This window comes from Paraburkholderia sp. (assembly GCF_028283785.1).
Classification (GTDB): Bacteria; Pseudomonadota; Gammaproteobacteria; order Burkholderiales; family Burkholderiaceae; genus Paraburkholderia.
On the sequence record NZ_JAPWKB010000012.1, the window covers coordinates 161,110 to 181,911 of the forward strand.

The following is a 20,802-nucleotide window of genomic DNA, read 5'->3' on the forward strand; positions in this document are numbered from 1 at the left end:
CATCGGCTGCGGATGGCGCCTTCCATAATCTCGTTAAATCGCCACTTTGCCGAGATCATGAGTTCAATCCCCGAGCAGGACACACCGGTCGAACTGACCGCCGAACAGCAGTTCGAGCAGGACATCGCGACCGTGTTGCAAACCGCGCTGGAGCAGCATCACGCGGGCGAGTTCGACGACGCGGAGGCGCTGTATCGCGCCATCCTCGAAGCGAAGGCAAACCACGGCGACGTCAATTACAACCTCGGCGTGCTGCTGGTGCAAACCCACCGTCACGCCGACGCGATTCCGCTTTTCGAGAACGCACTCGGCGTCAATCCGAACAACGGCCAGTTCTGGCTCGCGTATGTCGACGCGCTGGGCTGGACCGGGCAAACGGAAGCGGCCTGGCTGGCGCTCGAAATGGGCCAGCAGCGCGGTCTGAAAGGGCCGGCCGTCAACGGGATGATCGAACGCCTGTCGGACCCGAAGGGCTACGCGAGCGCGGTGGCCGCCGCCACGCTTCACGCACTGAAGGCCAAACAGCGTCAGGACGAGATTACGTCCGCGATGCAACCCGACACGGCCGCCGCCGGTCCGAAAGCCGCCACGTCCGGCTCGGCCAAGGCACCGACGCCTCAGGAGATCAACCAGTTTGCCGGTCTGTTCAACAAAGGCCGCATCGCCGACGCGATCCGCTTCGCGGAGACGCTGACGACGCGCTATCCCGCGCACGGGATGAGCTGGCGCACGCTGGGCGTCGCGCTGTATCGCAACGGCCAGTTGACCGAGGCATTCGAGCCGCTGAAGAAAGCCACCTCGATGCTGCCCGACGATACCGAAGCGCGCACGCTGCTGATCAACGTGCTGAACGTGATGGGCCAGCATGCGGAAGCGGAAACCGTCTGTAGTCGTCTGCTCGAACTGAAGCCGTCGAATGCCGAAGCGCACCGTTTGCTCGGCACCACGCTGACGTCGATGAACCGTTTGTCCGATGCGATCGAAGCAGGTCGCCGCGCGGTCGAACTCGCACCTGCCGTCGCGACCATGCACAGCACGCTCGGCGTTGCACTGCTGATCGACGGCCAGGTCGCGCACGCCGAAAGCAGCTTCCGCAGCGCGCTCGATCTGAACGCCCTCGACGACATTTCGCACAGCAACCTGCTGTTCTGCCTCACCCATCGCGCCGACGTGAAACCCGCGCAACTGTTCGCCGAGCATCGCGAATTCGCGACGCGTCACGAAGCGCCCGTCAAGGCAAACTGGCCGCAACACACGAACTCGCGCGATCTGCATCGGACCTTGCGGGTCGGCCTCATTTCCGGCGACCTGTTCCGCCACGCGGTATCGACCTTTCTCGAGCCCGTCCTCAAGCATCTTGCGGATGATTCGAGCCTGTCGCTGCACGTGTACTACAACTTCGTCCGCGAGGACGACGCGACCCAGCGTCTGCGCGGCTACGCGGCGAAGTGGCATGGCGTTACCGGTATGCCGGACGCGGCGCTGGCCGACACGATCCGCGCCGACGCTATCGACATCCTGATCGACCTGTCCGGTCATACGGGCCGTAACCGTCTGTTGACGTTCGCCCGCAAGCCCGCGCCGGTTCAGGCGTCGTGGATCGGTTATCCGAACACGACCGGCCTCACCGCGATGGATTACTACATCACCAACCGCGCGCAAGCGGGCAACGGTTTCGAGAGCCAGTTCACCGAGAAGCTCGCCTATCTGCCCGCCGCCGCGCCGTTCCTGCCGGACGACGCATCGCCGCCGGTCAACGCGTTGCCCGCGTCGCACAAGGGTTACGTGACGTTCGGCAGCTTCAACCGTCTGACCAAGCTGCGTCGCGACGTGATCACGCTGTGGGCCGAATTGCTGCGCGCCGTGCCGAACTCGCGGATGTTGATCGGCGCGATGCCGGAGAACGGCGATTTCGGCGATCTGCTGACGTGGTTCGACGAAGAAGGCATCAGCCGCGATCGTCTGGATCTGCGCAAGCGTTCGGGCATCTCGATCTACCTGCAGCAGCATCATCAAGTGGACATCTGTCTGGATACGTTCCCGTATGCAGGCGGCACGACCACGCTGCACGCGCTGTGGATGGGCATCCCGACGTTGACGCTGCGCGGCGACACGATGCCGGGCCGCGCCGGCGAAACGATCCTGACGCAAGTGGGATTGCAGGATTACATCGCCGCCGATCACGCCGACTTCGTGAAAAAGGGTGTTGCGTTCGCCACCGACATCGCCGCGTTGACGCAACTGCGTAACGGCATGCGTGCGCGCTGCGAGAACTCGGCGCGGTTCCAGCCGGAAGTGATCGCCGACAGCCTGAGCCGCGCGCTGCGCACGATGTGGCACCGCTACTGCGACGGCCAGCCTGCCGCCTCGTTCGACGTGACGCCCGACAGCGTCACGGTGCTGTGAGCGGCGTTTGCTGATCACGCCGCTTATTCAGAGAGACTCATCGTCATGAATGCCATTCCCCACCTTCGCGCCGTAGAAACGCCGGTCGACGAACGTATCTACGTCACGCAACCGCATCTGCCGCCGCTGAGCGAGTTCATGCCGTACCTGGAAGAGATCTGGGAAAGCAAGGTGCTGTCGAACGGTGGGCCGTTCCATCAGCAACTGGAAAAGGCGTTGTGCGAATACCTCGGCGTCGAGCATCTGGCGCTGTTCACCAATGGCACGCTCGCGCTCGTCACTGCGTTGCAGGCGCTGCGGGTGACCGGTGAAGTGATCACGACGCCGTATTCGTTCGTCGCGACCGCGCATTCGCTGCTGTGGAACGGCATCAAGCCGGTATTCGTCGATATCGATCCGCGCACGCTGAATCTGGACCCCGCGCGCATCGAGGCCGCGATCACGCCGCAAACCACCGCGATCATGCCGGTGCATGTCTACGGTCATCCGTGCGACGTCGAAGCAATCCAGAAGATCGCCGACAACTACAACCTGAAGGTGATCTACGACGCCGCGCATGCATTCGGCGTGCAGACCAAAGGGCAAAGCGTTCTGAAGCACGGCGATCTGTCGATCCTGAGTTTCCACGCGACGAAAGTGTTCAACACCTTCGAAGGTGGCGCGATCGTCTGTCCGGATGCGAAGACCAAGCAGCGGATCGATCATCTGAAGAACTTCGGTTTCGTCAACGAGACGACCGTCGTGGCTGCGGGCATCAACGGCAAGATGAGCGAAATCAATGCGGCGTTCGGCATGTTGCAACTGAAGCATGTCGATGGCGCGATTGCGCGGCGCAAGCAGATCGACACGCTGTATCGCAGCCTGCTCGCCGATGTCGACGGCATCCGCTGCCTGTCGGGCATGGGCGCGGACGACGTGCCCAATCATGCGTATTTCCCCGTGCTGGTCGAAGGTGGATACGGCCGTAGCCGCGACGATCTTTATCAGTTGCTGCGCGATAACGAGGTCTTTGGCCGTCGCTATTTTTACCCGCTGATCTCCGAATTCCCGATGTATCGCGGCTTGCCGTCGGCTGCGCCGAGCAATCTGCCGACCGCCTCCGACGCATCGGGCAAGGTGCTGTGCCTGCCGATGTATCCGGCGCTGACCGACCACGACGTCGAACGGATCGTCCGCGTGATCGCGGACGGTGCGCAGTAAAAGGCCGGCGCGCGAACCCGTTTCGACGCGCGGACCACGGAGTTTCCGCATGCACGTTTTTCTGATTTTCAGCGGCACCAACGACCGCGCCGTGATGGCGCTGCTTCGCGCGATGACACGGCTCGGCGAGCGGGTTGCGATTGTCGCGCGTTCGCGCCACGACCATATCCTGTCGAGCGCCTACCGCAAACACGTCCTCGCGACACGCGAGAACGACGTGCTGTCCGTGCCGCTGATCGAACACTATGTGGAGCAGGCAAAGCGCACCACACACGCCGGCGCCGTGACGCTCGTGCCGATCTCCGAATACTTCAATACGTTTCTGTTGCAGAACAGGGCCGCGATCGAAGCGATCGACGGTTGCCGCGTGCCGCTCGTCGATCCGGCGACGTACGCCAGCGTCTCGAACAAGCGCAGCGCAATCGATTATTTTGCGCGGTTCGGCATCAATTATCCGAAGGCGCTGGCGCGTTTCGACGCGGCGTCGGTGCCGTTCGTCGCCAAGCCGCACCGGAACGTCGAAGGCAGCAAGGTGCTGTATCCGGTGCTGGTCAAAACCGCCGCGGACCTGACAGCGTTCGAAGCAGATCAGAACCCGGCGCACTACTTTTATCAACAGTTCGTCACGGGACAGAGCTTTTACCTGCTGTGCTATTTCGCGCGGTCGGGCAAGGTGTATTCGACCTCGCAGCACAATCTCGCGCAGCAACCGGGCGGCAAGTCGATCGTGTATGCGAAGACCAGCGATTTTCATACGCACCCGGTTTCGCTCAGAACGATCGATGCGCTGAAAAGCGCCGGATTCCACGGCTTCGCGATGGTCGAATTCATCGTCAACGATCGCGGTGCGTTTTTCATCGAAATGAATCCGCGTCCGTGGGGTCCACTCGATCTTTGCCTGAACCACGATTGCGGGCTCGTCGAAGCCTTTGTCGGCGACTGGGCGACCGGCGACCCGCAGACTTACCAGACTCAGCGGCTCAGCACATCGAAGCGCGCCGCGTATCTGTGGACCGGCGGCATCGTCGACACCTGGCGCAAACGCCGCAGCGTGGTTCATCAGTACGGCAGCGAACGCTCGCTGATCCGGGAAGTCATCAACAACATGCGCCACGATGTCTATCTTGGGAAAGACAGCTGGAGAATTCTCTGCAAGGAGTTAGTCAAATGAGCAGTTCGAACATCAACACAGCCAGGGAGCGCCTGGTTGCGTTGTACGGCGAGGTTTCCAAACACTCGGCGTATCAGACCATTCCGGACTTCGTGTCGCGGGAGTTGGGCTATCAGGAAACCATCCAGAGCAACTGGCGCGGCGATCGCAACCGTCTCGACTACATCCTGAAGAAACTGTCGCCGGCAGCGGGCCAGCGTTGGGGCGATTTCGGCGCGAATACCGGCTTTTTCACGTACACGCTCGCGCACGGCTTTCCGCAAACGCATTTCACCGCGATCGAAGCGAACGACAAGCACGCCACGTTTCAGCGTGAGATCAAGGCGATCTTCGAAGTCGGCAATGTGGATATGCTGAACAAGGCGGTGTCGTTCGACGATCTGCCTGCACTGCCGGAATTCGACGTATTGCTTCATCTGAATGTGCTGCATCACGCGGGCGCGGATTTCGACCGGCAGTATGTGTCGGGCGAAGCGGATTTTCCGGCTTATGCGGTCAACTATCTGCGTCAGTTGCGGGCGACGAATCGCGCGATGGTGTTCCAGATCGGCAGCAATTTATGGGGTGACAAGACGCATCCGCTGGTCGCCTCGACGGACGACGATAACAAGATCGTGTACGTCTCGAAGCTGATCACCGACGCTGGGTGGAAGATCAGGCATCTGGCGTATGCGAAGGCGGGATCGGACGAGATCGTCTATCAGGATATCGCGCCGACGCTGATCGATGCGCTGAATACGCCGGGCGTGCGGCCTGATGCAAAAGCGATCGCCGATGCGCTGGCGCCGTTTAACCTGACACAGCATGTCGGTGAGTTTTATCGGCGCGGACTTTATATTCTCGAGCGTGCGTGAGGGAGTTTGAGCGGTCCGGAACGTGCGTGAACGTTCTGGAGCGGCGAAGATTCTTACGATCTACTTTCGCCCTAGGCTTTGGTCGGCCGCGCGGGTGAACGCCGCGTGCAACGTGCAAAACAAAAAGGGCTTAGCGCGTGACCGCGTTAAGCCCTTGATATTTTCAGCTGAATTCTTGGTGCGCCCGGCTGGGATCGAACCAGCAACCCCTGCCTTCGGAGGGCAGTACTCTATCCATTGAGCTACGGGCGCTTATGACGAAAGCGCCGCAGCCGGAGGCAGCAGCGCTAAATCGAGACCGAGAGAATACCGTGTTTCCGCCGATCCGTCCACCGAACGGCCGCCGCAGCGCGCCCACGGCCCGCTGCCACGCCGTTACGACGCATTTTCGGCGCCGATCCGGGTGCGATCCACGCGGGTAAGCCGCACATCCGCGATCGCCGCCGATGCGGGTAAACGACTCCTGAACAGCCGATTCACCGGGTCGCCGCGGCCGAAACCTTGCGACTATAATCGTTCGTGCTCGAACAAGAATACGTTGTTGCCGTCACGCTGTACCGCTCACAATACCCACGGGAGACGAGACAAGCATGAGCGAAGCACCACACGAAGCCCCGATCAAAACCCCCGGGCAACTCATCGCCGCGATCATCGCCAGTTTCGCTGTTCCGATCGTCGTCATCGTCCTGCTTGCGGTCTACGTCAATAATTCGACCCGCACCGGCGCCGGCACCGACAGTCTGTCCGAAGCCGCCGTCAGCGCCCGCATCAAACCGTTCGCCCAGATCGAGATCCGCGACGCCAATGCGCCGCGCGTCTACAAAACCGGCGAGGAAGTCTACAAAGCGGTCTGTTCCGCGTGCCACGCGGCCGGTACGGCAGGCGCACCCAAATTCACCAATACCGACGACTGGGCGCCGCGCATCGCCCAAGGCTTCGACACGCTCTGGCACACGGCGCTGACCGGCAAGGGTGCGATGCCCGCGCGCGGCGGCACCAGCCCCGACGACTACAGCGATTACGAAATCGGTCGCGCGGTCGCGTACATGGCGAACAACGCGGGCGCCAAATTCGACGATCCGCCCGCACCCGTGCCCGGCCAACCGGCTGCAGGTCCGGCCGTCGCTTCGGGCGCGGTCGCGGCGTCGGGCGCCGATGCGGCCGCTGCCTCGGGTGCGGTCGCCGCATCGGGAACGCCAGCGGCATCGCCCGCCGATGCCGCCAGCGCGCAAGCCGCCGCCGCCATGGCCGCAATGGCGAGCGTTCCGCAAACCGCCGCCGCTCCGGCTGCCGGTGCGACGCAGAGCGCGGACGCATCGCAGGCGGGCAAGGCGTTGTACACGCAGGTGTGTCAGGCGTGTCATGCGGCCGGCGTGCTGAACGCGCCGAAATACGGCGACAAGGCCGCATGGGCGCCGCGTCTGAAGGAGCCGATGGACACGGTCTACAACTACGCGTTGCACGGCAAGGGCGCGATGCCCGCGAAAGGCGGGTCGAATGCGTCGGATGCGGACGTGAAGGCCGCCGTCGATTACATGGTCAGCGCCGCGAAATAAGGCGTGGAATAACAAAAACCCCAACCCGCGCATTGCGCCGGTTGGGGTTTTTGATTTTCTGACGACCGCTTTCAGCGCGGCGCGGCAAGCGCGTCGGTAAATCCGTCGATAAACGCGAGTTCAGGCCGCGCGTTCGATACCGCGTCGAAATGCGCGCGCAACACGGCCGGCGACAGCCACGGATAGTCGAGTCCGTCTTGCAGCGCCGCCAGCCGTTCACCGTCGGCGTCGGGCACGACGTCCATTCGTGCGATGGCGATATGCAGGCGCGTCACGCGCAACGCCCCGCCGTCGTCGCCGAAGTGCCAGCGATACGTGCCGTGCCCGACCCGCAACGCACCGGCTTCCGGTTCACGCATGATCACGAGCCACGGCAACGCGTCGATCGTGTCGTCGGTCACGCTCAACGCGTCGCACACGTAATACGTGCGGCACTGCGTATAGTGCGCACCGAAATCGCTGACCAGCGTTCTGGCGATGCCGTCGATGCCTTCGACGCGGGACGGAAAATCGATTGCGGATGTCGCGAGCGAAAACGTCAGCACAGCGTCGGGCGCGAACGCGTCGGCGATGCGTTCGGCGCGCGTGTTGTCCTTCGCGTCGAGATAGGTGTCGAGCGCGATGCGATACGGCATGAGCGGCGGTGGCGTCATTGTCGGAGAACGGGTAGTCGGCGGGCCGCGAAACTGTAGCGCGTCGCGCCCGCAAAAACGCGATGCACCTGCGACGCGCAAGGGATTGCGTCCCGCCGCGCGCCGTTGTCCGAAGCCGCCCGGCGACGGATCAGCTGCCCGGTTTTTGCAGCAGCGCCTTCAGGCTCGCGAGCCGGTCTTTCGGCGACATCGGCGCTTCTTCGGGCGTCGGCGGCGGCGCATCGTCGAGCAGCATTTCGGGGATAAACCGCGACGGCTCGCAGACGATCGTCTCGCGCGCCCGCTTGCGCTTCTTGCACCAGTTCAGATGCAGACTCCGCTGCGCGCGCGTGATCGCGACATACATCAGGCGCCGCTCTTCCTCGATGCGCGCGTCATCGACCGGCGCGTCGTCGGAACCGCCCCGATGCGGCATGATGCCTTCCTCGACGCCGACCAGAAACACGTGCGGATATTCGAGCCCTTTCGATGCGTGCACGGTGGAAAGGCGCACCGCGTCCGGATCTTCTTCCTTGCCTTCGAGCATCGACATCAGCGCGACCGTCTGGATCAGACCGAGCAGATTCTTGCCGGTATCGGCGAGACCGTCGGCGGTGTCGTAGCCGGTCGCCTCGGCGCCCGCAGCCGGTTCGGGCTTGGTGCCCTTGCGCTTGAGCCACTCCAGGAATTCCAGCACGTTCTGCCATTTCGACTGCGCCTGGCGCTCGTCGAACGCGTCGTACAGATACGCTTCGTAGTGGATCGCGTCCATCAGGTCGTCGAGCACTTCGGTCGCCGGATCCTTGTCCGCGCGGTCGGTGAGGCGCTGCATGAATTCGCAGAACACGCGCAGCGGTTCGACCTGTCGCGCCGACAGACGCGCCTCGATGCCGCCCATAAACACCGCCTCGAACAGCGACACTTTGGCCTGACCCGCGAACGAGCCGAGCGCTTCGAGCGTCGTGTTGCCGACACCGCGACGCGGCGTGGTGATCGCGCGAATGAACGCGGGGTCGTCGTTCGCGTTCGCGATCAGGCGCAGATACGCGCAAATATCCTTGATTTCGGCTTTATCGAAGAACGACTGGCCGCCGGACAGCACGTACGGAATCCGTTCGCGGCGCAGCACCTGCTCGAAGATCCGCGCCTGGAAATTGCCGCGATACAGGATCGCGTAGTCGCGGAATTGCGCGCGGCGTTCGAACTTGTGCGCGGACAGGCGAAACACCACCGATTCCGCTTCGTGTTCTTCGTCGTTGCAACCGGTGACGGTAATCGTGTCGCCCATTCCGTGTTCGGACCAGAGCTTCTTTTCGAACAGTTTCGGGTTGTTGGCGATGACGTTGTTGGCTGCCGTCAGGATGCGGACCGTCGAACGATAGTTCTGTTCGAGCTTGATCAGGTGCAGCTTCGGGAAGTCCTTGCTGAGCTGCCCGAGGTTTTCGAGGGTCGCGCCGCGCCAGCCGTAGATTGCCTGATCGTCGTCGCCGACCGCGGTGAATGCGGCACGCGGTCCGGCGAGCAGTTTGACGAGTTCGTACTGACACGCGTTGGTGTCCTGATACTCGTCGATCAGCAGATAGCGCAGCTTGTTTTGCCAGCGCTCGCGCACCTGTTCGTTCATCGCGAAGAGTTCGGCGGGCAGTCGGATCAGATCGTCGAAATCGACCGCCTGATACGCGTGCAATGTCGCGACGTAGTTGCGATAGACGATCGCCGCCTGATGTTCGTCCTCATTGGCGGCGAGCGTCATGGCTTCGTCGGGCATGATCAGGCCGTTTTTCCACAGCGAGATGATCGACTGGATCTTGCGGATAAAGCCTTTATCCGTCGAACCGACCTGTTCCTGGATCATGCCGAAGCAGTCGTCGGAATCCATGATGGAGAACTGCGGCTTGAGGCCGACGTGCTCCGCTTCCTGCCGAAGAATCTGCACGCCGAGCGAGTGGAAGGTACAGACCGTCAACTGATTGACGGGCACCTTCCGGCCTTCCTTGCCGGGCGCGGTGAGCGTCTTGCCTTCGAGCAGCTTGCCGACGCGTTCGCGCATTTCGGCCGCCGCCTTGTTGGTGAAGGTGACAGCCGCGATGTGGCGCGGCTCGAATCCTTTCGCCTCGATCAGGTGCGCGATTTTCTGGGTGATCACGCGCGTCTTGCCGCTGCCCGCGCCTGCGAGCACGAGACAGGGACCATCGAGGTAGCGGACCGCTTCGTTTTGAGCGGAATTCAGGCCGGCGGACATCAGGGTGGCGTCTTGGAGTTGGTGTAGTGCTGGCGCCGGGGGCGCGGGGATTTTTTGCGGCTGAAGTGGGGTCGGTTTTTCCGTCCCGGCGGGGATGTTAACACGGATGATTTGGGGGCAAGGTGAGGGTTGGTTTTTGGTGGGCTTGTGTTTGGGTGTCCCGTTTTCGCGCTGGTCTGCCTGGATCGTCCCTGTGCGGGACCGCACCTACTTTTCTTTGCTCGCGAGGGGGGGGGTGGGGGGGGGGGGGGGGGGGGGGGGGGGGGGGGGGGGGGGGGGGGGGGGGGGGCGGGGGGGTGGGGGGGGGGGGGGGGGGGGGGGGGGGGGGGGGGGGGGGGGGGGGGGGGGGGGGGGGGGGGGGGGGGGGCAAAGAAAAGTAGGCAAAAGAAAGCGCGTTTACACCGACACTTCGTAGCGAGTGGCGTCCTTCCAGAACGGGTAGTGGACCGCGCACGTTTGGAGTTGCCGGTCCGTTTTTCCCGGTGGTCCGCGCCCGCACATCCCGCCCGCTTCGCGGCGGTAGCCCACTTCAAAACCCCATCTGCGCCTCGTCACTGGCCCGCCCTCACGACGGTTCCGGCGTGGGATCAAAGCCCGTTTTTCCCTCTCGAATTGCCAGCCCCGCGACGGTCCCCGCATCGGCTCGAAGCCCGGTTTGCGCCTCTCGATTTGCATGCCCCCACGACCGTTCCAGCCTCCGGCTCAAGGCCCGATTTGCGCCACGGCACTCACCCGACTTCACGATGGTTTCGACGGCCTGATTGGCCTGGAATTTTGCGCGCGAGAACAGACCGGCGCACGCCAGGAAAATGGGTGTTGTGACGGACGAAGTGCAGCGCGCGGATGGCGCCAAGAGATAAAGACGGGGCTGTGCCCGTCGGCTGTCGCGGAGCGAACAGCCGGAACGAATGACTGCCTTGTCACCGAGCTAGGTGGTGCGACAACTCAAATCGTGCGCGGACCACTACCCGTTCTGGAAGGACGCCACCCGCTACGAAGTGGTGGTGTAAACGCGCTTTCTTTTGCCTACTTTTCTTTGCGCGAGCAAAGAAAAGTAGGTGCGGTCCCGCACAGGGACGATCCAGGCGGACCAGCGTGAAACCGGGACAAGCGAACGCAAAACCGGGACAAGCGAACGCGAAACAACGACAAGCAGCAGCAAACCCAAGACACCCAACCCAAACCCACTACAATCACCCCAAACAAAAAAACCGAAACCCCTCGCCCCACCTCAACCAGCCTGAGAGAAGGAAGCCCCATGTCCGAACCACTAAAAATTGGCCTGATGGGTTACGGCTTCGCCGGCGCGACATTCCACGCGCCCGTGATCGAACATTGCGGCCGCGCCACCGTCGCGGCTATCGCGACCGGCCAGCCCGAACGGGCGCACGCCGACTTCCCGGGCGCCACCATCGTCGCCGATATGGGCGCGCTGCTCTCGCTCGATAACGTCGAATGCATCGTCATCGCCACGCCCAACGACACGCACTTCGACCTCGCCAAGCGCGCGCTCGATGCGGGCAAACACGTGGTCGTCGATAAACCGGTCACGCTCAGCGCGGCCGACGCGCACACGCTGCGCAATATCGCCCTCGCCCGCAGCCTCACCTTCGCCCCGTTCCATAACCGTCGTTGGGACGGCGATTTCCTCACCGTGCGCGATCTCATCGATAGCGGCGAGCTCGGTCGTGTCACCCACTTCGAATCGCATTTCGACCGATTCCGACCCACCGTCCCGCAACGCTGGCGCGAAGAAGCGGCGCGCGGCGGCGGTCTGCTGTTCGATCTCGGGCCGCATCTGATCGATCAGGCGCTCGCCCTGTTCGGCACGCCCCTGACCGTCTCGGCCGCGGTCAAGAACATGCGCGACAACGCCACCGCGCCCGATTACGTCCACCTGCAACTCGGCTACGAAAACCTCGAAGTCGTGCTGCACGCCACCGCGCTGTCGGCCATCACGCCGCCGCGCTTCGCTATCGACGGCACGCGCGGCAGTTACGTCAAATACGGTCTCGATACCCAAGAAGACCAGCTCAAGCAGGGACTGCGCCCCGGCGACGCCGGATTCGGCGGCGGTAATCCCGACGGCCTGCTGCGCACGCTCGACACCGCCGGCCAGGAAGCGCAGCGCGACCTGCCCACCCGCGACGGCGACTACATCGGCTTCTATCAGGCGCTCGCCGCGACCATCCAGGACCGTCAGGCATTCCCGATCAAGCCGCAAGATGCCGTCGACGTGATGACAATCATTGAACTCGCGCAACGCAGCGAACTCGAAGGAGTCCGCGTGCCGTTCGAACGCCTGCGTTAAGCGCACAGCGTCCTGAACAGGCGCTAACGGTCCGCTGACAGCGTCGAAAGAAAGCCCTCGCTTCACCCTCGCCGGCTCGTCGGGTCACCGCTTCAAGGTGGCCGGGCGCGGCCGGTTTGCGTCTGTGAAAGCGAGCACCGTCGTCGCCCCGATTGAACACAAGGAGAGTAGTCACAATGCAACGCCTGATTCGCGCGCTCGCTGGAATCGCGCTGGTTTCGTCGCTGGCCGCGTGCGTGGTCACCCCGCCGCAACCCGCCACGCCGCGCCCCAATGCGCATCAGATCGCAGAACATCGTCTCGGCCAGGTCGACGGCCGGATCGACAACCTGCATCGCCGTATCGACAAACAGGTGAATAAGGGCGCGTATCCGCCGCCGCAAGGCGCGTCGCTGCATCATCGTCTGGACACGATCCGCCAGGAAGCGCACGACATGGCCGGACAACACGGCGGCGGCCTGTCGTCCGACGAACAGCGCGTGCTCAACGGCGAACTCGACAACGCCGCTCACGCGATCGGCGAATAAATCGTCGGTTTCGCTGAGGTTCGGCGCCGTTCGGCGTCGAACCCCGTCGATCCACACTCATGCATCCTCCGGCGAACACCAAGCGCGCGGGCACGGCGTCAAACCCGTCCCGCGCTTTTTTTTGATGCGGCTAAACCCGCTGCGCCAATGCTGGCGCCGCTTCCCGGCCTTTAATTGACAAGGCCCTAGCCGTCGCGTAAATTCGCCGCACGCGTCGGGAGAGCGTGCTGGCCGCAGTTTTTCGCAGGCCGCGCCGCCGAAGGGGCACACCCGCAAACTCTCAGGCAAAAGGACCGACCGCGTCGAAAAACCCGTTTAACCGCAGGTTTTTCGCACTCTGGAGAGCGGCAGTAGCCTTCGCATCCGCATTCGCGTCGATGCAGGCAGGCTGCCCACCGAAGGGGCGCGCGCACTTCGCGGCATCGTGACATCACGCTGCCCGGCGCAATCTCTCAGGTATCGAGGACAGAGGGGCCGTGTATCGCATCGCTCGCCATTACCGGCGTCGCGTGGCGCCGCATGGCCTTTTTTGTTTCGCGAGACGCCTGAGGCCCTGATGACCGAACTCAAACACACCCCGCTCAATGCCACGCACCGCGCGCTGAATGCACGCATGGTCGATTTCGGCGGCTGGGACATGCCTGTCAACTACGGCTCGCAAATCGACGAACATCGCGCCGTGCGCACCGACGCCGGCATGTTCGACGTGTCGCACATGTGCGTCGTCGACTTCACCGGCGAGCGCGTGCGCGCATTCTTCGAATTCGCGCTGGCCAATAACGTCGCAAAGCTTCAGACGCCGGGCAAGGCGCTCTACTCGTGCCTGCTGAACCCGAACGGCGGCGTAATCGACGACCTGATCGTCTACTACTTCTCCGAAGATCACTTTCGCGTGGTCGTCAACGCCGGCACCGCCGACAAAGACATCGCGTGGTTCAACCAGCTCAACGCCGAGCACGGCTTCGACGTGACCATCGCGCCGCGCCGCGACTTCGCGATCGTCGCGGTACAAGGCCCGAACGCACGCGAAAAACTCTGGGCCACCGTGCCGACGACGCGCGGCGCCACCGAGCCGCTCAAGGCCTTCAACGCCGCCCGCATCGACGACACGCCGTTCGGCGAACTGACGGTCGCGCGCACCGGTTACACCGGCGAAGACGGCTTCGAAATCATCGTACCGGCACGTCACGTCGAAGCGTTGTGGAACGCGCTGCGCGACAACGGCGTGCGTCCGGCCGGCCTCGGCGCGCGCGACACGCTGCGCCTCGAAGCAGGCATGAATCTGTACGGCCAGGATATGGACGACGACGTCTCGCCGCTCGACGCCGGTCTCGCATGGACCGTCGATCTGCTCGCGCCGCGCGATTTCGTCGGCAAGGCCGCACTCGTCGCCAACGGTTCGCGCGCTGCGTTCGTCGGTCTGATCCTGCACAAGGACAACGGCAAGGCAGCGGGCGTGCTGCGTGCTCACCAGAAAGTCGTCACGCCGCATGGCGAAGGCGAAATTACCAGCGGCACTTTTTCGCCGTCGATGCAGGAGTCGATCGCGTTCGCGCGCGTGCCTGCCGGCGTGCAGCCGGGCGACATCGTGCACGTGCACATCCGTGACAAAGCGCTGCCCGCAAGCGTGGTAAAAATGCCTTTCGTGCGTCAAGGCAAGGTGCTGGCGGCCGTCTGACGACGTCACGCCGCTGTCACGCGCGAACTCCCTTCAAGCTAAACGAACAACACCGCATCAGGAGCATCCAATGAGCATCCCGGCCGATCTGAAATACACCGAATCGCACGAATGGGTCCGCACCGAAGCGGACGGCACGCTGACGGTCGGCATCACCGACCACGCGCAGGAAGCGCTCGGCGACATCGTCTTCTTCGAAGTCCAGGAACTGGGCAAGACCGTGACCGCCGGCGACACCGTCGCGGTGATCGAATCGGTAAAGGCCGCCTCCGATATCTACGCGCCGGTTTCGGGCGAGATCATCGAAGCGAATCCGGCCGTGTCCGATTCGCCGGACAGCGTGAACAGCGCGCCGTACGAGAGCTGGCTGTTCAAGATCAAGCCGGCCGCCGACGCCACGCACGATCGTCTGATCGACGCCGACGCGTACACGAAATCGATCGGCGCGTAATTCCCATTTGAACGACAGGCGCGGGCGCTCGCAACGCGATTGCGAACCCGCCCGCACCCGCAGGAACTTTCATGAAGCTCGAACACCCGGATCGTCTGATGAACCGCACTCCTCTCTCGCTCGCCGCGCTCGAAGTGCACGACGCCTTCGCCGAACGGCATATCGGCCCGGACGCGGCCGACCAGCAGGCGATGCTCGAAGCCCTCGGCTTCGACACGCGCGCCGCGTTGATGGACGCGGTGATTCCGCCGTCGATCCGCCGCACCGAGACGCTGCCGCTCGGCCCCTTCTCGCAACCGAAGAGCGAAGCCGAAGCGCTCGCCGCGCTGCGCGAACTCGCGGACAAGAATCAGGTGTTCCGGACGTATATCGGCCAGGGCTATTACAACGCGCACACGCCGACGGTCATCCTGCGCAACGTGCTGGAAAATCCGGCGTGGTACACCGCGTACACGCCGTATCAGCCGGAAATTTCGCAAGGCCGTCTGGAAGCGTTGCTGAACTATCAACAGATGATCATCGACCTGACCGGTCTGGCGATCTCGAACGCGTCGCTGCTCGACGAAGCGACCGCGGCCGCTGAAGCGATGACGCTGCTGCAACGCGTCGGCAAGCCGAAGTCGAACATCTTCTATGTCGCCGACGACGTGCTGCCGCAAACCATCGAAGTCGTCAAAACGCGCGCAACGCCGGTCGGTATCGAAGTGAAGGTCGGTCCGGCCGCGCAAGCCGCTGAAGCGAATGCGTTCGGCGTGCTGCTGCAATATCCGGGCGTGAACGGCGATGTGCGCGACTACCGCGCGCTCGCCGACGCGATCCACGCTGCGGGCGGCCATGTCGTCGCCGCCGCCGATCTGCTCGCGCTGACCGTGCTGACGCCGCCCGGCGAATGGGGCGCGGACGTGGCCGTGGGCAACTCGCAACGCTTCGGCGTGCCGGTCGGTTTCGGCGGCCCGCACGCGGCCTATCTCGCCGTGCGCGACGAATTCAAGCGTCAGATGCCGGGCCGTCTGGTCGGCGTGACGGTGGACGCGCAAGGCAATCCGGCGCTGCGTCTCGCGCTGCAAACCCGCGAGCAACATATCCGCCGCGAAAAAGCGACGTCGAACGTCTGTACCGCGCAAGCGCTGCTCGCGATCATGGCCAGCATGTACGCGGTGTATCACGGTCCGCGCGGCCTGAAGACCATCGCGCTGCGCGTGAACCGCCTCGCCGCGATCCTCGCCGAAGGCGCGAAGCAGCTCGGTTACGCGCAAGTCAACGACACCTTCTTCGACACGCTGACCTTCGAGACCGGCGCGCGCACGCAAGCGCTGCTCGACGCGGCCACCGCGAAGCGCATCAACCTGCGCCGCGTGTCGGATACGCAAGTCGGCCTGTCGCTCGACGAAACCACCACGCGCGGCGATCTCGCCGATCTGCTCGCCGTGTTCGCGCAAGCCGCGTTCGTCAGCGACGTGCCGCAAATCGATGCGCTCGACGCGGCGCTGGCGGCCGCGAATACGTCGTCGGTGCCGGCTTCGCTCGAACGCACCAGCGCATATCTGACGCATCAGGTGTTCAACCGTCACCATTCGGAGACGGAAATGCTGCGCTATCTGCGCAGCCTGTCGGACAAAGACCTCGCGCTCGACCGCTCGATGATTCCGCTTGGCTCGTGCACGATGAAGCTGAACGCAACGTCGGAAATGCTGCCGGTCACGTGGCCCGAATTCGGCCAGATTCACCCGTTCGCACCCGCCGAACAAACCGTCGGTTATCGCGAGATGATCGATCAGCTCGAACAGATGCTGGTCGCGGCAACCGGTTACGCGGCGGTGTCGCTGCAACCGAATGCCGGCTCGCAAGGCGAATACGCCGGTCTGTTGATCATTCACGCGTATCACGCATCGCGCGGTGAAGGTCATCGCAACGTGTGTCTGATTCCGGCTTCGGCGCACGGCACGAATCCGGCGTCCGCGCAGATGGCCGGGATGCAGGTGGTCGTGGTGGCTTGCGACGCGCAAGGCAACGTCGATATCGACGATCTGAACAAGAAGGCCGCGCAGCACGCCGACAAGCTCGCCGCGATCATGATCACGTATCCGTCGACGCATGGCGTGTTCGAAGCCAACGTGCGCGAAATCTGCGAGATCGTGCACGCGCACGGCGGCCAGGTTTACGTGGACGGCGCGAACATGAACGCGATGGTCGGTCTGACCGCGCCGGGCCAGTTCGGCGGCGACGTTTCGCATCTGAATCTGCACAAGACGTTCTGCATTCCGCACGGCGGCGGCGGACCGGGCGTCGGTCCGGTTGCCGTCGGCGCGCATCTCGCGCAGTTCCTGCCGAACCAGACGTCGTCGGGTTACGAACGCGCGCCGCAAGGCATCGGCGCGGTATCCGGCGCGCCTTACGGCTCCGCGTCGATCCTGCCGATCTCGTGGATGTACATCGCGATGATGGGCGCGAAGAATCTGACCGCCGCCACCGAAACCGCGATCCTCAACGCGAACTATGTCGCGAACAAGCTCGCGCCGCACTATCCGGTGCTGTATTCGGGCCCCGGCGGACTGGTCGCGCACGAGTGCATTCTCGATTTGCGTCCGATCAAGGACACCAGCGGCATCACGGTGGACGACGTCGCGAAGCGCCTCGCCGACTTCGGTTTCCACGCGCCGACCATGAGCTTCCCGGTGCCGGGCACGCTGATGGTCGAGCCGACCGAATCGGAGTCGAAAGACGAACTCGACCGTTTCATCGCCGCCATGATCGCGATTCGCGATGAAATCCGCGCGGTCGAGGAAGGTCGGTCGGATCGCGAAGACAATCCGCTGAAGCACGCGCCGCACACGGCCGCCGTCGTGATCGCCGACGACTGGAAGCACGCGTATTCGCGCGAAACCGCCGCGTATCCGCTGAAGTCGCTGGTGGCGAACAAGTACTGGCCGCCGGTCGGCCGTGCGGACAACGTCTATGGCGACCGCAACCTGTTCTGCTCGTGCGTGCCGGTCTCCGACTACGCGTAACGCCCGACGTTCCAACGCGACGGGCACGCCGCCTTCAGCCGGTCGAAGGCGGCGTGCGTTTCTGTCGCTGATGCCTGGGAACGGCTAACATCACACACCGAACAAGCCAAACAGGGAGTGTTGCATGGCGCGACAGGTGCGAACGATGCAAAGCCGGATCCTTACGGCGCAAGCGCCGCTTTCCTCATTGCGACAGGCGTGGCGCAAGCCGCAACGCATGGTGGGCACGTTAGCCGCATGCGGCGCAGTCTTGCTGACCGCGCAATCCGCGCATGCAGCGATGAATTTTTGTGCAGCGCCCGCGCTCCAGACCAGTGAACGGACCAATGCCGATCCGGGCGTCAAGGCGCTCGTCAGCTATGTCCAGAGTCATCTGAACGAACCCGCTCACGCGCTGCCGAAGTTGCATACGGAAGGCACGCTGCCGCACGAAGGCATTTACGACCAGAGCGTCGAAGCCGAAAAAGACCTCGATCTGTTGCGCGATGCCGCGCTCGCGTGGCGCGCCACCAGCGACGACCGTTATCTGAAGCTGGTCGATCGTCTGCTGTTCGCGTGGGTGACGACGTATCAACCCAGCTTCAATCCCATCGACGAAACCCATTTCGACGGCCTGATCCTCGCGTACGACATGACGGCAAGCGCGTTGCCGGTCAAAACGCGCAATGCGTCGATGGCGTTTCTGACGAAACTCGCCAACGGCTACATCGCGCAGGTCGATGCGCAACCGCGTCCGCTGCAAGGCACGTTTCGCAATAACTGGCAGAGTCATCGCGTGAAGCTGATTGCAATGGCCGCGTTCACGCTCGACAACCGCAAGTTGATCGATGCTGCGCAGCGACTGTACATCGAGCATATCGGCGACAACATCGCGCCGGACGGCGCCACGATCGACTTCACCGAGCGCGACGCGTTGCATTACGTCACATACGACCTGCAACCGCTGGTCACGGCCGCGCTCGCCGCGCGCCGCCACAACCGCAACTGGTTGCCGGAAAAGGCGTCGAGCGGCGCATCGCTGCAAGCCGCGCTCGACTGGCTCGCGCCGTATGCCGCGGGTATCAAGGCGCATGAAGAATTCGTGCATTCGAACGTCGCGTTCGATACAAAACGCCGCGAAGCCGGATTGCCAGGCTACGCGGGTCCGTGGGATCCGAAAAACGCAGCGGAACTGTTTCACCTCGCAGCACGGCTCGACGGACGCTATGCGCCGGTCGCGCTGAAGCTTGCACCGACACCCCCCGCGTGGCTCGCCGTCTGTCTGCCTTTACAGGCACGCTGACGCGCACGAGTCGCGCTTAATTTCAGAAAGCAGGAGCAGTAATGGCAGTCAGCGTGTTCGACCTCTTCAAGATCGGCATCGGTCCGTCCAGTTCGCATACGGTCGGTCCGATGCGCGCGGCGTTGCTGTTCGCGCAAGGTCTCGAACGCGACGCGCTGCTCGCGTCGACGGCATCGGTCAAGGTGGATCTGTACGGCTCGCTCGGTGCGACCGGCAAGGGCCACGGCACCGATCGCGGCGTGATGCTCGGTCTGATGGGCGATGCGCCCGACACCGTCGATCCCGATACGATTTCGGAGCGGCTCGAAGCGGTGCGCACGAGCCGGCAACTCGCGCTGCTCGGCACGCACATCGTGCCGTTCGTGCTGAAAGATCAGATTTCGTTCTACCGGCAGGCGTTGCCCGAGCATCCGAACGGCATGAAACTGCGTGCGTTCGACGCGAACGGCGAAATCCTTCGCGAAGCGACGTATCTGTCGGTCGGCGGCGGTTTCGTGGTGACGGCGGGCGCGCCGAACACGAAGGTGCTGAGCGCGGTCGATCAACTGCCGTACCCGTTTCGCAGCGGCAACGAAATGATGGCGATGTGCAAGCAGACCGGCAAAAGCATCGCGCAACTGATGTGGGACAACGAGCGCGCGTGGCACACGGAAGAAGAAACGCGCGAAGGCTTGCTGAAAATCTGGAACGTGATGCAGTCGTGCGTCGCGCGCGGTTGCGGAATCGGCAATCCGGCCGCCGAAGGCAATTTGCCCGGACCGTTTCAGGTGAAGCGCCGTGCGCCGCAGTTGTATCGCGCGTTGTCGGGCAATCCGGAAATGGCGTTGCGCGATCCGCTGTCGATGATCGACTGGATCAACCTGTACGCAATCGCCGTCAATGAAGAGAACGCAGCGGGCGGGCGCGTGGTCACGGCGCCGACCAACGGTGCGGCCGGCATCATTCCCGCCGTGCTGCATTACTACACGCGCTTCATGGCGGGCGCGAACCAGCAAGGCGTGTTCGATTTCCTGATGACGGCGGCTGCGATCGGCATTCTCTACAAGCTCAACGCATCGATTTCCGGCGCGGAAGTGGGCTGTCAGGGCGAAGTCGGCGTCGCGTGTTCGATGGCGGCAGGCGCGCTGGCCGCGGTGATGGGTGGCACGCCGGAGCAGGTCGAAAACGCCGCGGAAATCGGCATGGAACACAACCTCGGGCTGACCTGCGATCCGGTCGGCGGGATGGTGCAGATTCCGTGCATCGAGCGCAACGCGATGGCCTCGGTGAAAGCCGTGAACGCGGCGCGGATGGCTTTGCGCGGCGACGGCAGCCATTACGTCTCGCTGGATTCCGTCATCAAGACGATGCGCGAAACCGGCGCCGATATGAAAACGAAGTACAAGGAAACCTCGCGCGGCGGACTGGCCGTCAATATCGTCGAATGCTGACAGCGGCGTCGCGCCGCTTGGCCGACGACGATCGTCCACGTCGCATTCGCGCAT

Annotated in this window: 14 protein-coding genes, 1 tRNA gene and 2 riboswitches; of the genes, 12 read left to right on the forward strand and 3 right to left on the reverse strand. The window is 63.5% G+C overall.

Translation table 11 applies throughout. The features are described 5' to 3' along the window. Positions 1-57 precede the first annotated feature (57 nt). Genes PW947_RS12500 through PW947_RS12515 form a run of 4 tightly spaced genes read left to right on the forward strand, consistent with a single transcriptional unit; the run spans position 58 to position 5,631 of the window. Complete coding sequence (locus PW947_RS12500; RefSeq protein WP_299632028.1) at positions 58-2,406, forward strand: tetratricopeptide repeat protein; 2,349 nt, start codon at positions 58-60, stop codon at positions 2,404-2,406. A 45-nt stretch (positions 2,407-2,451) separates the two neighbouring features. Next, positions 2,452-3,606: a DegT/DnrJ/EryC1/StrS family aminotransferase gene (locus PW947_RS12505; protein ID WP_299632029.1), complete on the forward strand. Its 1,155-nt coding sequence runs from the start codon at positions 2,452-2,454 to the stop codon at positions 3,604-3,606. Positions 3,607-3,655: 49 nt separating this feature from the next. Beyond that, a complete protein-coding gene (locus PW947_RS12510; protein ID WP_299632030.1) occupies positions 3,656-4,777 on the forward strand; it encodes an ATP-grasp domain-containing protein in 1,122 nt (373 codons plus the stop codon). Then, on the forward strand, positions 4,774-5,631 hold the full coding sequence (locus PW947_RS12515; protein WP_299632031.1) for a class I SAM-dependent methyltransferase: 858 nt from the start codon (positions 4,774-4,776) through the stop codon (positions 5,629-5,631). Before PW947_RS12510 ends, PW947_RS12515 begins: the two co-directional genes overlap by 4 nt. A 176-nt stretch (positions 5,632-5,807) precedes the next feature. Here PW947_RS12515 and PW947_RS12520 read toward each other — a convergent pair. Then, positions 5,808-5,883: transfer RNA gene (locus PW947_RS12520), tRNA-Arg, on the reverse strand. A 338-nt stretch (positions 5,884-6,221) separates the two neighbouring features. On the opposite strand from PW947_RS12520, the gene PW947_RS12525 reads away from it, so the two are divergent. After that, complete coding sequence (locus PW947_RS12525; RefSeq protein ID WP_299632033.1) at positions 6,222-7,187, forward strand: c-type cytochrome; 966 nt, start codon at positions 6,222-6,224, stop codon at positions 7,185-7,187. Between the two features lie 71 nt (positions 7,188-7,258). On the opposite strand, the gene PW947_RS12530 is transcribed toward PW947_RS12525, so the two are convergent. Together PW947_RS12530 and PW947_RS12535 are read right to left on the reverse strand one after the other, a co-directional pair. After that, positions 7,259-7,822 carry a nuclear transport factor 2 family protein gene (locus PW947_RS12530; protein WP_299632035.1) on the reverse strand — a complete coding sequence of 188 codons (564 nt, stop codon included), beginning with the start codon at positions 7,820-7,822 and terminating at the stop codon, positions 7,259-7,261. A gap of 148 nt (positions 7,823-7,970) precedes the next feature. After that, complete coding sequence (locus PW947_RS12535) at positions 7,971-10,061, reverse strand: UvrD-helicase domain-containing protein (protein WP_299632038.1); 2,091 nt, start codon at positions 10,059-10,061, stop codon at positions 7,971-7,973. Positions 10,062-11,319: 1,258 nt separating this feature from the next. On the opposite strand from PW947_RS12535, the gene PW947_RS12540 reads away from it, so the two are divergent. The 7 genes from PW947_RS12540 to PW947_RS12570 all read left to right on the forward strand — a co-directional run bounded on the left by PW947_RS12540 (position 11,320) and on the right by PW947_RS12570 (position 20,748). Further along, positions 11,320-12,372 carry an oxidoreductase gene (locus PW947_RS12540; protein WP_299632039.1) on the forward strand — a complete coding sequence of 351 codons (1,053 nt, stop codon included), beginning with the start codon at positions 11,320-11,322 and terminating at the stop codon, positions 12,370-12,372. Positions 12,373-12,548: 176 nt separating this feature from the next. Beyond that, entirely contained in the window at positions 12,549-12,899 is a 351-nt protein-coding gene (locus PW947_RS12545) for a hypothetical protein (RefSeq protein WP_299632041.1), read from the forward strand. Between the two features lie 205 nt (positions 12,900-13,104). Further along, positions 13,105-13,206: riboswitch (glycine riboswitch) on the forward strand. 20 nt (positions 13,207-13,226) lie between these two features. After that, positions 13,227-13,378, forward strand: a riboswitch (glycine riboswitch). Between the two features lie 77 nt (positions 13,379-13,455). Further along, positions 13,456-14,577: a glycine cleavage system aminomethyltransferase GcvT gene (gene gcvT, locus PW947_RS12550; RefSeq protein WP_299632043.1), complete on the forward strand. Its 1,122-nt coding sequence runs from the start codon at positions 13,456-13,458 to the stop codon at positions 14,575-14,577. A 70-nt stretch (positions 14,578-14,647) separates the two neighbouring features. After that, positions 14,648-15,028 (forward strand): glycine cleavage system protein GcvH, encoded by a 381-nt coding sequence (gene gcvH / locus PW947_RS12555; RefSeq protein WP_299632045.1) that lies wholly within the window; start codon positions 14,648-14,650, stop codon positions 15,026-15,028. A 71-nt stretch (positions 15,029-15,099) separates the two neighbouring features. Continuing rightward, positions 15,100-18,036 (forward strand): aminomethyl-transferring glycine dehydrogenase, encoded by a 2,937-nt coding sequence (gene gcvP, locus PW947_RS12560; protein ID WP_299632046.1) that lies wholly within the window; start codon positions 15,100-15,102, stop codon positions 18,034-18,036. A gap of 124 nt (positions 18,037-18,160) precedes the next feature. Further along, complete coding sequence (locus tag PW947_RS12565) at positions 18,161-19,318, forward strand: alginate lyase family protein (RefSeq protein ID WP_299632047.1); 1,158 nt, start codon at positions 18,161-18,163, stop codon at positions 19,316-19,318. Between the two features lie 41 nt (positions 19,319-19,359). Then, positions 19,360-20,748 (forward strand): L-serine ammonia-lyase, encoded by a 1,389-nt coding sequence (locus PW947_RS12570; RefSeq protein WP_299632048.1) that lies wholly within the window; start codon positions 19,360-19,362, stop codon positions 20,746-20,748. Positions 20,749-20,802 lie beyond the last annotated feature (54 nt).